General features: G+C 57.8%; 8 protein-coding genes. 3 read left to right on the top strand and 5 right to left on the bottom strand.

The window, feature by feature from the left end; all coding sequences use genetic code 11:
• The first annotated feature begins 26 nt into the window (after positions 1-26).
• The 3 genes from DUPY_RS18080 to DUPY_RS18070 are packed head-to-tail and all read left to right on the top strand — an operon-like array spanning position 27 to position 5116.
• Complete coding sequence (locus tag DUPY_RS18080) at positions 27-950, top strand: DUF4007 family protein (RefSeq protein WP_071651668.1); 924 nt, start codon at positions 27-29, stop codon at positions 948-950.
• The gene (locus DUPY_RS18075; RefSeq protein WP_070249785.1) at positions 943-4284 is read left to right on the top strand and encodes an ATP-binding protein; all 3342 of its coding nucleotides are present in this window, start codon (positions 943-945) and stop codon (positions 4282-4284) included. The genes DUPY_RS18080 and DUPY_RS18075 overlap by 8 nt, the downstream gene beginning before the upstream one ends.
• Positions 4277-5116 carry a phosphoadenosine phosphosulfate reductase family protein gene (locus tag DUPY_RS18070; protein WP_070249784.1) on the top strand — a complete coding sequence of 280 codons (840 nt, stop codon included), beginning with the start codon at positions 4277-4279 and terminating at the stop codon, positions 5114-5116. Before DUPY_RS18075 ends, DUPY_RS18070 begins: the two co-directional genes overlap by 8 nt.
• A gap of 60 nt (positions 5117-5176) precedes the next feature.
• Here DUPY_RS18070 and DUPY_RS18065 read toward each other — a convergent pair whose 3' ends face one another.
• From DUPY_RS18065 to DUPY_RS18045, 5 genes are read right to left on the bottom strand one after another with little or no spacing between them, the layout of a single operon-like run.
• A complete protein-coding gene (locus DUPY_RS18065; RefSeq protein ID WP_070249783.1) occupies positions 5177-6100 on the bottom strand; it encodes a protein kinase domain-containing protein in 924 nt (307 codons plus the stop codon).
• 2 nt (positions 6101-6102) lie between these two features.
• A complete protein-coding gene (locus DUPY_RS18060) occupies positions 6103-7434 on the bottom strand; it encodes a DUF262 domain-containing protein (RefSeq protein WP_070249782.1) in 1332 nt (443 codons plus the stop codon).
• A complete protein-coding gene (locus DUPY_RS18055) occupies positions 7431-12845 on the bottom strand; it encodes an FtsK/SpoIIIE domain-containing protein (RefSeq protein WP_070249781.1) in 5415 nt (1804 codons plus the stop codon). The genes DUPY_RS18060 and DUPY_RS18055 overlap by 4 nt, the downstream gene beginning before the upstream one ends.
• Positions 12839-14374: a hypothetical protein gene (locus DUPY_RS18050; RefSeq protein ID WP_070249780.1), complete on the bottom strand. Its 1536-nt coding sequence runs from the start codon at positions 14372-14374 to the stop codon at positions 12839-12841. The genes DUPY_RS18055 and DUPY_RS18050 overlap by 7 nt, the downstream gene beginning before the upstream one ends.
• Positions 14371-16263: a hypothetical protein gene (locus DUPY_RS18045; RefSeq protein WP_070249779.1), complete on the bottom strand. Its 1893-nt coding sequence runs from the start codon at positions 16261-16263 to the stop codon at positions 14371-14373. Before DUPY_RS18045 ends, DUPY_RS18050 begins: the two co-directional genes overlap by 4 nt.
• Between the last annotated feature and the right edge of the window lie 262 nt (positions 16264-16525).

Genomic DNA, 16525 nt, shown 5'->3' with positions numbered 1-16525 from the left:
CCTCCAGTAGGAGGTAAAATGTCGTGATGAATGCTAAAATATTGCCAGAAGGATACACAGCTCACTTTTCCGGACACGAGACCTTCCCACTTCGTCAGATGTGGTTGAAGAAGGCTTTTGATCAGTCGGTGCAGGCCGGAACAGTTCCAAAATCCACCTTCACGGCGGAAAACGCCATCGCGGAATTTGGCGTTGGGAAAAACATGGTGGCCTCCATCCGGCATTGGGCTTTAGCGTGCGATGTTCTCCGCGACACCTCGCCTAGCGAATATTCGATTTCCCCGATCGCGAACGAAATTTTCCGCGACGGCGGTTTGGACCCCTACTCGGAAAACCCATCGACGGCATGGTATGTGCATTGGTGGTTGGCAGGCAAGGGGAATCGGGCAACCACATGGTATTGGCTCTTCAACCATGTGACGGCTCCGTCATTTACAAGGGATGATCTTGAAGCTCCCCTCGCGGACTTTGCCCGCACGCTCGACCCCAAGCGCAAGTTGTCCACCTCCACCCTGTCGCGCGACATCGACACGTGCTTGCGAAGCTACGCGCCTCGCTCCGGAGCGGGAACGCCAGAAGATTTTGCGGAGCCAATGCTCGGCGAACTTGGCTTGATCAGCGAGGAGCACAAAAGCCATTTTGCGTTTCGAAGAGGTCCAAAAGCGACGCTCGACGATGGGATCTTCGCATTCGCCCTTCTTGATTTCTGGGACAACTCTGCCAAGGGGCTGAGCTCGCTCGCATTCGAAGCGATTGCCTATGGCGAGGGCTCTCCCGGCCGAGTTTTCAAACTTGATGAAGACTCGGTTGCCCAGCGCCTGCTCGCCCTCGGCGACTTGACCAACAACGCGCTGTCGTGGACGGACACGGCGGGGTTGAGGCAAGTTCACCGCAAGAAGACAGTGACCGATGAATTCAAAATGAGCATGATCGCCAAAGCCTATGACTGACGCAAAAGAAAATATGTTGTCGGACATCGTCCGAATCTCGCGGCAGTATCAGCGATCGATACGCATCGACATTGATTTGGGCCGAACCGACGCGCTTGAGGGATATATCTGCCATGGAACGGCGATGGCGGTCCTCGACAGCATGTCGAAGCAGCTCCTTGAAAGCAATCAGCGGGCGTTCACATGGACCGGCCCTTTTGGCGGCGGAAAGTCTTCGTTGGCCGTGGCGCTCGCTAGCGCGCTCTCGCGCGATAGAAAGCTTCGCGCCAAGGCCCGCGGCATCTTGCCGCTGGACAGCCTCACCGCTTTTGACAATGCATTCCCGGTGCGAAAAGGCTGGCTTACGCTTCCTGTTGTCGGCACGCGCGGCAGCGTAGTCGCCGAATTGAGCAAAGCCCTCAACAAGACCTCGGACCAACGCAAGGAGCAGAAAAGGTCGCCAGCAATCGCCGCATCGAAACTCATCGCGAACATTTGCGACGAGGCGTCGCGCGGTGAGCATGACGGCGTATTTATCGTCATCGACGAAATGGGGAAGTTTCTCGAAGCGGCCGCCATGGGATTGGGGGACGACGTTTATTTTTTCCAAGAACTTGCCGAGTCAGCCGCCAGAACTGCTGGCAAAGTCGTCGTCGTGGGCATTCTGCATCAGTCGTTTGGTCAATATGCGACCCGGCTGGGCATCGACACACGCGAAGATTGGACCAAGGTTCAGGGCCGATATTCCGACATCCCATTGGTTGCAGCAAGCGATGAGGTCGTCGAGCTCGTTGGACGCGCGATCGACACTGAAACCTCCCCTCCCTGGATGTCTGAAGCGTCCGAGGCGATAGCCACATCCATACGCGCGCGTAGGCCCGCCGTCGGCAAAGACTTCGCCCATAGCTTGGTGGCCTGCTGGCCGCTGCACCCGGCCATGGCGGCATTGCTTGGGCCAATTTCCAAACGCCAATTCGGCCAAAACGAGCGCAGCACATTTGGATTTCTCGCTTCCGTCGAGCCCAATGGTTTTCGCTCCTACCTCGAAACAACGCCGGTGTCCCACGCGAGCTGGTATCGGCCAGACAATTATTGGGATTACCTGCGCTCCAACCTGGAGCCGGCCATACTAGCGTCCGGTGACGGGCATCGTTGGGCCCAAGCTGTCGAGGCAGTCGAGCGCACGGAAGCCAAGTCCAGCGACCCGCTGCATGTCGCGCTCATCAAGAATATCGCCATCATCGACCTATTCAGAAATGGATCTAGCCTGGTCGCGGAAGCTGAGGTTTTCGATTCCTTGTTTTATCTCGAAACCAAGGAGACGATCGAAGCTGCACTCAAACAACTGTCGGACTGGCGTGTGATTTTGTTCAAGCGGCATATCGGCGCGTGGTCGGTATTCGAAGGCAGCGACTTTGACATCGACGCCGCCGTCAGCCAAGCGCGCGCGGCAATGCCCGGAGTGGACTTCTCCCTCCTCACCAGTTTATCCAATCTCTATCCAGTCATCGCGAAGCGGCACTATCACGAGACCGGCACGATGCGGTGGATGAACATGCGCCTTTGCCGGCTAGATGAGGCGCCCCGAATTTCCGAGAGCTTTGCGCCTCAGAAGGGGGAATTCGGACTGTTCCTGCTTGCCCTGCCCGGAAAAAACATCGATCCCAAGGCCGCCTCGCGCGCCTGCCAAGAGGCCTCCATGCTGAGGCCGTGGCCCGTGGCGGTTGGAGTGCCATCCAATCACGCGAAGATTGACTCTCTTGGCGCGGAGCTGCTCGCGTTGCAAGAAGTCCAGTCGAGGCACGAGCTGAGCGGAGATCCCGTGGCGCGACGCGAAGTTCAAGCGAGACTGTCCGCTGTGCGCGCCAATCTTGAAGAGCAGCTGCGGGCAGCCGTCGGCATCGCCGAGTGGGTTGTGGACGATGAGACCTATTCCGGCGTTCGCCTTTCGCCCGTGGCGTCCATCCTCGCAGACAATCTTTACGATAGCGCGCCAGAGCTTTGGAGCGAGCTCGTCAATCGAGACAACCTGTCCAGCAATAGCGTCAAGGCTAGGCGAGACCTTCTCCACCGCATGCTGGACAATGAGCACGATGAGAATTTGGGAATAGTCGGATTTCCGGCCGAGCGCGGCCTCTACGAAACTTTGCTCAAAAGCACAGGCCTCCACCGCGAGACTGGTGATGGCTCGTGGTCCTTCCTGCCGCCATCGGGAGAGACATCGTCAAAGTTCGCGGATATCTGGACGGCGACTCAACGCATGTTTGAGAGCGGTGGCAAGCGAGTCGACGCGACTCTAATCCACAAGCTTTGGTCGGCGCCTCCGTTCGGCGTGCGTGAGGGCGCCATTCCGGTGTTCCTCACCGCCTTCTTGCTGGCTCACAAGGGAAATGTGGCGGTCTACAAAGATGGCGCCTTCATTCCAAAGTTGACTGACGCCGACATAGACGAATACTTGCAGGATGAGCGCCGTTTTTCTCTCCGCTGGGTTGTCATCGACGACGAGAAGGCCCGCATCCTGGATGGCATTTCCAGCATTCTTGAAGAGGCCGGCATTGCATCAGCAATTCGCGATCCGTTGGGAGCCGCGCGTGGGCTGGTCGCCATGGTTTTCAACTTGCCTGCTTGGAGCCAAAGAACCCACCGCATTAGCGACAAGGCCAGAGCAATCCGCGACACGCTGCTCAAGGCCAGCGATCCTCACAAGGTTTTGTTTGTCGATTTGGCCGCCATTCTTGAAACAGAAAATGGGGCATCCTATGTTGAAGCTCTGCGCGCGCCAGTGATTGAGCTAGCCGGCGCTTATGACGCGCTTCTGCGCAAGGTCGAATTGACCATGCTCAGCGCGCTTGATGCGACGCCGAACGAACTTGAAGGTCTTAGAAGTCGCGCCGAGGCCGTTGCCGGTGTCACTGGCGATCTTCGGCAGGAAGCCTTCTCGGGCCGTCTGGCCAAGCATGACGGCACCAAGGAAAGCGTGGAAGGCATTCTAAGCCTCGCAGTCAACAAGCCAACGCGAGATTGGACTGACCGCGATGTCGACGCTGCCATGCTCGAAATTTCCCGCGTGGCTTTGCGTTTCCGCCAAAGCGAGGCGTTTGTTTCCGTCAAGGGCCGCAAACCGAAGAGTGAAGCTTTCGCAGTTGTTGTGGGAACTGGCGCGGAGACCCGGACCATATCGCGCGAATTCTCAGTATCGGAGCGGCACAGCGCTGTAGTCGACGACATGGCGGACGAGATTGTCGCAAAGCTGAAAGGCGCGGGATTGAATGTTGACGCTGTCTGGGCAGTCTTGGCCCGAACCGGCCTTCGTTTGACATCCGACGATGCATCGATGGAGAACTGCAATGGCTGAGAAACACGTCCTTGGCATTTCCGGTGGAAAGGACAGTGCCGCGCTTGCGGTGTATGTCCGCCAAACCCACCCCGAATTGGATATAGAATATTTCTTCACTGATACCGGGAAGGAGCTTCCCGAGGTATATGAATTCCTTGGCCGGCTAGAAGGTTTTCTTGGAAAGCCCATAGCTCGATTGAACCCCCGCCGGGACTTTGATTTTTGGCTGCGCGAATACAATCATTTTCTCCCCTCAGCTCAGACTAGGTGGTGCACGCGCCAACTCAAACTTGCGCCATTCGAGCAATGGATTCGCCCAATGCTCGCGGCTGGAGATACCGTGACGAGCTACGTGGCGATTCGGGCCGATGAGGACTACCGGGAGGGCTACACGTCAAAGCACAAGAACCTTAAGGTCCGACTCCCGTTTCGCGAGGATGGCATCGACAAGCCTGGCGTAATGGACATCCTGCTCTCCTCTGGCGTTGGGATCCCTGAGTATTACGACTGGCGCTCGCGAAGCGGCTGCACTTTCTGCTTCTTCCAGCAAAAGATCGAGTGGGTTAGGCTTAAGGAAAGGCATCCTGATGCTTTTGAAGAAGCTAAAACATACGAGAAGAACGCTTTGGAGCATGGATCCCCCTTTACCTGGACGCAGGGCGAGTCTCTTACCGAGTTGGAGCAGCCCAAACGTGTCATTCAAATTCTGACAGATTTCGAAGATCGAAAAGCTCGCGAATTGAAGCGTCGCCCCATCAATCCTCTTAGGCCCGTCGAGCTTCTTGACGACATCGATGATCTTTATGGCGTAGACGAAGGCAATGGTTCGTGTGTTGTCTGCCATAAATAGACGGTGAACGGTCAGGATAAAAATTTAAAAGCGAACGAGCTCATACACTGCGGATGCAATTTACATGGTGGTCGTTGGGCTTTCATCGGACCGACCGATGGCTGCGATCAATGCATCTTTAAACGCTTCGCTGCTTGCGAAGCGCTGTCCTTTTGTGTGAAGCAAAGCCTTCTCCATGACTGGATAAAGATGTTCTGGTCCCTTCCAATCATCTCGCCGAACGATACCCGTCGGATGACGGCCACAGGCCACATACCAGAACACACTGGCCAACTGGAACACATCCGACTCTTGGCCTATCAAATCCCCACAGCCGAGCTGTTTGTTCAAGGCTTCTGGCGACATCCAAAATGCGGGACCGATCCTCTCGTCATCCGCAGATAGGTCAAAACCCTCAACGATCAAGTCGCATAGTCCAAAATCACTGATTGCCCAAGTTTCGCCGACCACGAGGATGTTCTCCGGCTTGATGTCTCGGTGTAGCGCCTTGCAGTTGATTTTTTCCAGAGCGCGGGCCAGCCCTATGAAATGCCCCAAATAAATCGCATTCGAAATTTGATTGGGACTGCGCGCATACTCGGCCAGACTCGCTGAGGCAAGCGTCAACACCAAAAACGGGACATCATCCACACGATTCGTCAATTGTCGACCGCGCTTGGGCGACTTCATCATTTTTGTTCCGCGAACGTTTCCACTCGCCACAAATGGAATGATGTGAGGATCGTCCAGTTCCCTCAACAGCTCTATTTCCCTTTCAAACCGTTCACGTCTGCGTTGCCTCAATTCGACCTGAAACTTGACCGCGTAGCTATCGCCCGTCGATCGCTCGTAGCAGATGTGAACCACCGCATTCCCGCCAGAATTGATATGGTCGCCCACAAGAAAGGTTCGCCCATCGGAGGCGCTCAGCGTATGCGGTATAGAGTAGAACGTTTGTCCGCGAATAAGGATGATTGTCTTTTCAGGAGTAGTTGCTACAGACATCACTATTCCTGACTTTCTTCATCATACGCATCGACAAAGTCCGCGCCCATGATCACTCCGGAGATTTCCAGGTTTTCAAGGCAGCCTGCATGTGCCCACTTGGCATTGGTTACTTGAAAAGCGCGAGTTCCCTTTTCCCAGAATAGAACTGATGGCACCAGGTCGGCAGACTCATCCCGAAGACCACACGCAGGACATACGAACTCCTTCACCGGCGGGCACCCGTCACCACTCCAATCATTGGCAACTGCGAATCGAATATCGGAAGCGATTTCCATGATGACCTGCCGCTGGTCGACATCGTCAATCGACCCTGCATAGGTTCCGCGCAATACCGCTTTCAAAAAATGGGTTCTCCAATTTCGACTAGATGCCGAGTTCGCCTGAGAAACACAGTACACAGCATATTTACTGAAAATTGGAATGTCCGATGTTGGAGCAATTCCACTGTTCAAGAGGGATAGGTCGCCTCGCAGTTGCGCCACATCGTCTGGCAATGACAACCCTTCAACACGCAAGGATCGAATCGCAAAAAACAGGGAATAGAAGTCAGCCTTTTGCTTCCAGCGAGTCTTATTTATCGGAGCGCCAATGCTGAATATTTTTTCAATGTCACCCACGATGTCAGTGAATTGAGTAAAGACGGATCGCTTTGCCTCGTGCTCCCATTGCCGATACTCCTTGCAGCATGTATCAATTGCGTCCTTGCGATCTGTGATGCCCATTAGGAGACCAGCCAGCAGCTCCGACACATACTCGACGTCCAGCGACCGGCGCCGAGCAGTTGCATTGAAAATCCCACAGTCGTCGAAAAATTCAAGATTGGCCAAGTCGTCGGCCACATTCAAAAAATCTCCTGGGTAATCAGCCCTGCGAAGCTCTTGTCTGTTGAGGGCCACCAAGTATTTGTTGACTCGAGAGTAGACCTCTCGCAGTTCTTCATCCGACAAACCCTTGGCCTCATTGAAGTCGATGTCATAGGACAAGACCTCCTCTTGAATGTGCTGGGGAAGCTGCGAAAAACGCTTACCAACGAACTCACCAGAATATGGGGCTGCCAATGGGAAGCCATCTGCCAGAAAAGCAAGGATCGTTGTAGTGCGCTGCTGTCCGTCGATGACTGTCCTAACCGTCTTCTGGTCCTTGATTGTTGACGAGACAAATATTTTTGGCATCGGAATGCCATTGAGAATACTGTCAATCAGCATCACTTTCGCAGCCTCGCCCCAGACCTCCTTGCGCTGGTAGTCGGGTTGCAGAATCAAAATTCCTTGCCTATTCCAATCGCGAATATCCGAAATCGCATGCGTGGAGGCGCGCCATTTTTTGCTCATTTCGTCTCCAAGTTCCCAACGTTGTCGGACACTATCGCTTGAACCGCCAATGCAATATCGTCATCCGACAAGAATGGGGCTTGCGCGAAAACCAGACCTTGTTCGCCATTGAGCTTGGCAGCCATGTGGCCGCGGCCCAGCAACAATTCCGCCCCGGGCCGGTCAAGCGCAATCTTAGATGTGGCTTCGCTGGCGACTTTGAGAATCAGGCGGTTGCCCAAGTTCTCGCGCAACTGCATGGGCATCACATCCTTGTCGGGCCGCTGCGCCGCGAAGACCAGGTGAATGCCTGCGGCTCGCGCCTTTACGCCCAGCCGTTGCACGGCAGCGCCAACCGCCCCCTTGTAGGCGTCGTCGAGCATCCAATCTGCGAATTCATCATGGATCAGGAACACCATGGGCAAGCGCGCATCGGGAGCCGCCTTGGCGTTGAAAGTGGCTAGGTCCCGCGCGCGCGCTTGGGCAAATGCCCTATATCGGTTCTCCATCTCTTCAACGAGCGCCTCCAATACTTCGGTCGAGCGCTCCTTGGTCGTCACGATGGCCTCGCGCATATGCGGCAAATCCTCCAATGCGGCGTAGTCCACGCCCATCTTTGGATCAATGAGGACGATCTGGGCCAGCTCTTTGGGATTGGTCGCGGCGATGTCGAGAAGAATTGCCTGGATCAGCACCGACTTGCCACTTCCCGTTGCCCCAGCCACCAGCGAATGTGGCTCATGCGAGGACAGGCCTCCGAACTCGCCACCAAGATTTAGATAGAGCAAAGAGCCGTTGATCTCCTGCAGGCCAAGAACGAAGGAGGTGTTGATGCCCGCGACATTGCGATTGAGCTCACGCTTTGCCCACAAGTCCCACAGCGACACTGCCTGCCTTTTGATGCCCGCGATAGTTACTACGATCTCGCCAGGCTTTGGTTGCACGGTAACCAAATTGATGGCGTGGGTCGTCAGCAGTTGGGTGCGCTTTGCCTCGATGTCCTCGATTCTGAGACGGTCTGAGCCGGCCAGGCGCACCAAGCAGCCATTGGGCGTCATGCGCGTTCCCAATACGGCGGCCTGGAGACCATAGCTATTCAAGGCCGTTTTGAGTTTCTTAGTAGTCTCCTGCGCCCACTCCTCGCGTTCATCGTCCGCGACGGCCAAGCCCGCCTGTTTGGATTCAATCAAGGCCGACAAGTGCTTCCCGACGGCCGCCACTATCGGCGCCGGAGCCACGGCAGCCTCGGCCTGAATGGTTGTGGGGGTAGGTGTGACATCCACGGGAGCGGCTTCCGGCGAGTCTGCCGGCGCCGGTTGGGCAGACTCAACAGTGACAGCAGCTTCTTGCCCTTGTTCGGAGTGCTGGCCAAGCTGCTCCATCATCGCGTGCCAAGCGACACGCGCGGCGGGGCGATTAAACACAACTGATTTCCAAGGCTCTGCGGGGCCCAACAAAGCCCGAGCATCGGTCGCGCCGGCGCCGGCCGCGTAGGCCTCCACCAACTTGCGGAGCTCCGGCCGGTCAAAAACCTCCTGCCAAGCTTGCACGCCATCGGTATCGTCGATTTCAACCTGCGCAGATGCGCTTTGAGACTGGCCAGCCTCACCGGAATGGATGAAGACGTGCGAATAGCCGCGCAGCGCGATGTCAACTTCGCCTTCGCGAAGCTTCGCCCGCGCCCGCTCCAGCAATCCGGATCGGCCAGGCGGAATCTCCGCATCAATCAGCAAGTCGGCTAGGCGCGAGAGCCACACGTCGCGGTCCAGGCGGCCGGGATCGCCAAACAATGCGGCGCGAAATGTGGTCAACGTCGCCATGAGTTGCGCTTTGGACGAACGCCGCGCCTCGGCGGCACCGTCAGCGGAAACATATTTGGACTCGACCACAGAGATGCGCAGCCGAATCCTATCATCGACTTCTTCGACACAAAGAGCCAAAATGTCAGCGATTCGGCTTTCGCGTTGCGCCAGCCAATCAGCATAGTCGTCGAGCAAGAAGAACACGCTGAACGATCGGCCGACATTGGCTTGGGCGGCGAATTCCTCGGCGACCAAATGGCGGCTGAGGACAAGCCCGAGCATTTCGCCAGCAGATACGCCGCGTTTGGCGGCGCGCAGGACAATATCTCCGGAGACTGACAGGGCATCCTTCTTCATGCGCGCAGCCATGGCGTCGAGTTCCTCGCCGCCAAGCGGCAGGCTCAGCTCACCGAGCCGCCGACGAATCAACACACCCAGCAGGCGCAGCTCGGAAGTCGAACTCACAATCATGTTGCGCCCGTTGGTGGACGCCCTGCGGTATCGCACGACCGTGATTCCATTGTGCTGCAACTGCCGCTTGTCGAGCAGCTCGTCATAAGTGGCGACCCACTCGGCCAACGCGTGGGCGTCGTTCATGATTGAAGCCAGTGCCTCGTGCTGCAAGGAGATGCGGCGCGCGGGCAAATATCTGGCTCCCACAGGCGCATCGGTCTGGCGATGGACAGCGGCAACAGCGGCGACGTATGCCCATCCCGAGGCGGTCTGCCACGGACAAGTCAGGAATGTGGTGGACTTGAGCTCGTTCTCGCCAGAGACACTGCGATACGACCACCGCGACGGGGCGTGCTCCAAACTGGGTCGATCATTGGTCCAATCCACCGGCAACCATTCCTCGACGGCCGTGCGCGACACCACGTCATGCAGAAACGCGACATCAAAGGGTTTGAATCCACCTTCGCCTTGGCCTGGTGTCGCCGAGGCCGGCGTGACCGCGATGCGCAGTTTGGAAATGAAATTGTCCGATGTCTCGCTGACCACGGGCATGTCGGGATCGTCACCCGCCTTGTTGACCAACTCCGCATAAATCCGGCGGAGCTTGGCCGGATCGCTGTGCCGAACGGATACATTGCATTGGAATTCGTCCTCCGTTTGTAGGCCGGCGAGCTCGCGCACGGTGGCCAATGGAAGCTCTGCCGCGTCTGCGTTGTAGAGCAACACGCTGAGATTCGCCGCCTCGTGCGGCTGCAGGCCAATGTAGCGTTCCAAAAGCTCGCGGGCCTGCTTGGCGGCGGCCGTCGGATCGACATCGGTCATGGAATCCTCCTCGCCTCGAACCGGCCTCTCAAATAGACTGTATCCGTTGATCGTGCTGCTTTCCGAGACAAGCAGCGGCTCGCTGCCACGCTGCAGGACAGCAATCTCAGGATAAAATGGGTGCGCGAGCTCCTCGGAAAATTCTCGGAAGAAGATGTCTCGGTGCCCAAACAACACACTGTCGCTGGTCAGCAAATGGGTCGCAAGGCCTGCCACGCGACGCGTCTTCACCGCAAGCGCCTTCATGCGCTCCGGGTGCCACGGCGGAATGATGAGCGACGGCTGCTCACCGGATACGCGGGCCGTGCCAATCGAGAGCACTTCGGCCACTAGCTTTGCGCGGCACATGTCGCCTCTGGCGTGAACCATCAACGCACTTAGTAGCGCCGCAAACGATTCGGCTTGTCGCATTACCGCTTCGCCTTGCAGGCCAGTATCGACGAAGTCCTTCATGGCCAGGATGTAGTCGACCTCGAAGACGTCCCACGCCGCGCGCAGCTCGTCGCGCTGCTCCTTGGTCAACCGCCCCTCAGTAGCGAGTTCCTTAATGCGGTCCTTGATCTCGGCACGCAGGCTGCGCAGCTTGTTTGCGGGTGGAACCAAGGAGCCAGCGTCTCGCGAGAACGTGGCTTCAAGCGTGCCCGTGTCGAGCAATGAGACGCTTTGCACGCCGCCTTTCTTGCTGACCAGTCGGCGCGGAACCTCTGTGCAACCCACCCCGCCCTTTTCCAGCAGGCGGCGCATGTCGGACACCATTGCTAGTCCGATGGACTCGGGGCGGTAGCTCCAAACGAGCTGTGTCTTATCGACGACGGTCTCACGGTCGCCTACACGCTGCACGAGCGCCACGTCGAATTTGATCTGAACCGCATTTCGTGCCAAGGACGAGACTTGTTTGAGCGTCGAGCCGCGAAGCTCCTTTTCTTTGGCAAAGAACTTCTCATAGTCGAATAGAGGATCTGGCAGATTGCCGGCGCCCATGCGCTCAACTTTCCAGTCCACCCTCGACCCCATCAACTCCCGCAGGCCTCGATACATCGCAGAGAAGTAGGTGCCCACGTCGTAATTGAAGCGCTCGCGCCATTCCTTGCGCCCCTTGTTGACGGTGAACCTCAGAAGGCGCTCGCCAGCCATGTCGCCAGCGCCGGCCAGCAGATGGTGAGTCACGCCCGCGAAGCCATCCAGAAAATCGGTGCATTCGATGGCTTTGCCGAAGATCGCCTTCTCCCAGCGCGCATGAAGCTGTTTGGACGCTTCGATATGGCGCCTGTGCAACTCGAAAAAGACCTTGTCATCGTCGTTCCACTCGGATCGCCTTTCGCGAGCCTTGAGATCTTCAAGGTGACGCTTCCACTTCTCGTCGAGAGCCTCGGCGTCGTCACAGTCATGTTCGAAGAACTTCAGCGTGTGCTCTGCCAAGCCTTGGAGCTTTTCCTTGGGCTTGTCAAAAATTTGGCAAACACCGTCAGTCTCCCATTCGAGCTCGGCCACGTCGGCGGCTGGCTGGTTGTCGCCCATTGGAGCATTGATGAACGCATCCAACGCGACGCGCGCGGTATCGGTGATGTCAGCAGCGTTGTCCACCAATCTCTGGCGCATCTCGTCTGGGTCCAGCGGCTGGCCATTGGGTCGCAACCTCAACAGCAATGGCGCCCGATGCGCGAAGAGCTTTTCAAAAGCCTTCTTCCACGGATTGCATGCGGTTCCATAGGTCCGCGCGCTAGAGAAAAACGACGTATCCCTTGGCAAGCCAACCTTGGGCAGCGACCAGCCAATGGCGTCACGAATCGGCAGGCCACGAGTCGCCGACATTGCCTCGGTGACGTGGGCGCAAAAATCGCCGAGCTGCACGAGCGACAAGTCGTTGGCAGCAATCAGGCCTTTTAGGGCCGAGCGGAACACGTGGCGATCTTCTGGAACAGGCGCCATGCCGGCGACGTGGCATGTGGCCTCGACCCAAGCCTCTTCGTTGGCCCGCAGCTCTTTTGCGCCCAAGGCGGTAACGTGCCCAAGCGTGTCGGCCAGGTTGTGCTCGTTGCCATTTGCGGTGAGGATTGCTTCCTTGTTCGTCTCGGCGTTGTTGCGCACGAAGCCCGCGTTGTGTTGAATCAGCGCCTCGGGTGGCAATCCTTGCCCCTCGACCAGGGCCTCGGGGATCATGAGATCGACACGGGCAGCAAGGTCATGGTTGGCCAGGACCGCGCGCGCGACGGACGCGACTTGCGAAGCAGACAGTTTGTCGAGACGGAACAACGCCGCCGAGTCTTGCGCCGAACCGTCGGCCTGCCGAGCGTCGTTGACGCGCTTCGCCAGGATGTCAGCGCCGACGCGCCCAATGATCCGATCGGTCAGCAATTTTCTTCTCCCTTGAATCCAAATGGGTTTTCTACAAACGAACATGAGTCGGAGAGCCGGCGCACCAGCCCGAGCCCGACCAGCCGCGCTTCGAGATTGGCGCGGTTCTCGCTGAGCACCTCTTGGTCAATCTTCTTATCGGCGACAAGACGCGAGCCTTCGGCGTCGCCAATGACGATCCCATAGCGCCTCTTTGCCTCGGCCAGGAACTCGTCAAACTGCATGCGGTCATCGACGATGGTCACCACCAGCGTCTTGATGAGCCTGTCGTTGGGAGCGTAGCGCGTGCGCCTGGCGAGGCGACGGGAGCTAAGTCCGATTGCCCGCGACCAGGACGCATGAATTTTTCCGACGTGTTGCTCGTGACGCGAAAGCGCCATGTCGACCAGAGTCTCAATCAACTTGTCGCCAGACATGCGCGTGTAGTCGGCCTCGTCGTCTGAATCTTTGGATGGCCACTGGAACAGCTCACGCATGACGTTGGCGTGTTCAGCGTCTGGGTAGTCCGACTTGGCCGCAACCTCCCATTCTGGCAAGAGCCGAGCTTGCTCGATCGAAGCCCTGACTGCCTTGAGCGACAAGCCTTGGTTGAGCTGGTAGCTGTCGCCCGAGAGCGCCCGAACCTTCGTTCGCTCCTTCGAGACGATCTCGCAGAAAAACTCCACAGGTTCGGCGTCACCGGCATGCGCCTTGGCCTGTTCGAGGAAATACAGCAACAGGTTCAGACCCGCCGATGCAATCAGATGCTCCAATGCGTCGTAGATTGGCATGTCCTTTGCCATGATCGCCAACCAATCCTCGCAAAGCTGATCGAAGCGCGGATTTGAATCATGCGGCAGATAGCCCACGTCGCGCGAATTCGAGGCCGACTGAGGCTCGCCCTGCAATGCCCTCACAAGTCGGTTCATCGGCGCCGCCCGGTTGAAGAGGCGCTGCGAGAGTTGCGCGCCAAGCTCTGGCCCGCGGGCAGCCCGGCTGAGCATCAAATAGAGCAGCTCGCCAGTGCGGGCGAAAAATCGGCGGTCGTTGCTCGCCCCACCCGAGTCGATGCGCAAGTCCTCGAACATCGCGTCGGGCCCGAACGGGAACACGAACTTGGAACTCCAACGCTTGTTGCTGCGCGCCTCGAACGCCGACGAGCGCAACAGCTCAATCGCCTTGGCGAAATCGTCAAAGCTGGAAAACGCCTTGCGCAGATATCCCATGTCCTCGTCGCCGAGTTTGGTCGCATCTTGGGCAAACAGGGCGCTCCATTCGCGCCACTTCTCGTCATCGGTGATGGACCGCTCACGGACGGCCTCGACGAACGGGTTGTTGAACAGCAGGCCGCGAAGCCGAATTTGATGCTGCGGGCGGTATCGCACCTTGTCGCTGGACGCGCCGACCAATGGGCTGTCCAGATTTGCCCCCAGCACCCCCAGAAATTCCAGCACCGTCAAATGCGGCAACTGCTCGTCATAGAGGCGATGCCCCCAAATGTGCTCATCGACGGCGAAATCGACCCGTTCAATGTCAATGCGCTGCCTCATTCGGAAATCCTCACGGTGATGGGCCGAGAGAATCCGTGGCCGCCTTGTTCAATGTCGATAAAGTTGAGCGTCAGCGAGCTGCCATCGGCGCCCGCCTCCTCTTCGTCGTCTTCCTCGCTCCTGCCCCTAATGAGCTCGGCCTTGCGCAGCAGCTTGGCTTTGAATGCCAGCATGTCGCCCAAGCACTCGTTGGAAAAGCTGCCTGGCAACGCGCCTTCTGCGACGCGAGAGAGAAACTCAAAACGCACTGGCGTGAGGTCGAAGGCCACGGAATTTCCAGCGCCTTGGGCAAGAGACACGTCCAACAAGGGACGGACAGTCTTTGGGTCGATCTTGATGGCCATTCCAACCCCGTTGACGCGCCGCGATGGCGCCTCGGTGTCGCACAGAACGCTGACGCGCGATTGGGTGAAGCCACCCGAGCTGGCAACGAAAATGCGATCCACGTTATCAATCAGCAGGCCAGTCATCACGCGGTTGAGGCCACGAACGAGTCGGCCGCGCGCGGCCTCGGCGACAGCCTTCTTCTCCATCAAAGCCGCGCGCATCTCTAAATATTCGCCGGCAAAGCGAAACACCGTCATCGACCAGAAGGGATAGCCATCCTCGCCTAGCGGCAACGTAAAGAAGAGCCGGCGACGCTGTTCCTGCAGCATGTCCATGAAGGCGGCTGCTCCACCGTCAATGCGGGCGGCCTCTTCTCCCTCAAGATACTTGTCCTGGGCGCTAAGCAGCCTCGGCGTGGCGCCGTAGACCGGATCGCTGCCAATCAAACGTGCGAAGGCGGGCGCGAGCTTCACGTCATCCTTGCCATAGACCAATAGACCGTCGGCTCCATTGGTGGTCTCATCGCCCACGCCAAAGGCGGACATCGCCTTAAACACCGGACGATCGGCCAGTCTACGTTTGGGCAGGTTGGCGCCGAACGCATTGCCATAGACGCTTGCGCGATCCACCGCCCCTTGCTCCTGAATCCCAGCAACTTCGCCGCAGGACATCAAGCCGTCTTTGGCATCGCGATGGCCCAAAATCATGTTTGCGCATAGCGCGAGCAAGTCTCGAACGGGCAAATGCTGCCCGTTGAGCCTGGCGATTTCGACCAAATCGCCCAAACGACGAGCCAGTTGCGCGCCATCACCCACTCCAAGCAGGCGCTCGCGGTTTTCATAGATTGGGCAAACCTTGCCGTCTGACTTCAATGAACACCTGGCGCAGTTGTTCCATTCAGCGTGCGTGGCGACGGCCGCGACCACTTCCTCCAGAGCCATTCGTCCAACGCTGCGGCTGAGGTCGAACACGGCGAGACGCTCGGGTTCTTGGCCTGCCTGCAAGAAAAACTCCTGCAGCGGCTTGCGCAAGGGATGGTTGCGTCCCTGGCGGCGCCCCAGGTCGCGAAGCCTGTCGAGCACTTGGCCGTGGTTGGCTGCCAAGATCACGATTTCGGTGTCGTCGCCACCAAGCACAGACTTTTCAAGGCGGGCCAACGGGGCATCGCTCTCCTCGCCGTTGAATTCGCTGAGGTCCTTGATGAACACGGCCAAACGGCCGTCGGCCAATCGATGCTCCTTGATGTTCCCCTTTGCGGCCCAAGCGCGTGGATCGCCACCCATGGCTGTCCACAGCGCACGGCAATGGTAGGTCTTCCCGTCGCCGGCGGTGCCCGCGATGAGCATCGAGCCAGGCTTTTCAGAGGCAACATGGGCCTTCATCGGGTCGAGCATCGGCGTGCTAAGCGCGATAGGCTGCACTTTCGCCCGGCCGACGGCCCCGGCCACATATTCGTCGAACATCGTCAAGTTGTTCGGTGTCGGCCCATAGGTGCGCAGGAAGCGCACCCAGGCGCTCGACGGTGGCGCGGAGCCGTGTTCAACAGATGCTAAGCCGTTCATTGCGGTCCATTTCTGGAAGAAAACGATTGAAGTTATAGGAAACGGCCTAAAGCAAGATCGCCTGGCAGTTCACCGCCAAGCCGCAAGCAGGCATATTCAACCGCCCACTGCGCTCCGCATCTACAGCGAAAAAAGGAGGAGCTGGTCCCCAGCTCGCCTGCGCGATCATGGATGGTAGTTCGCAACGAAGAGATTCGTCAACCCAAGTATCCATTGTGGGAATTGGTGACTATTCATGGGCAACGCGACTTTTTTAAGAAAG

Origin of the sequence: Duganella phyllosphaerae, assembly GCF_001758785.1 — a bacterium.
GTDB lineage: Bacteria > Pseudomonadota > Gammaproteobacteria > Burkholderiales > Burkholderiaceae_D > Rugamonas > Rugamonas phyllosphaerae.
Note: the sequence above shows the minus strand (reverse complement) of the source record. Positions and strands in the feature narration are given on the sequence as shown.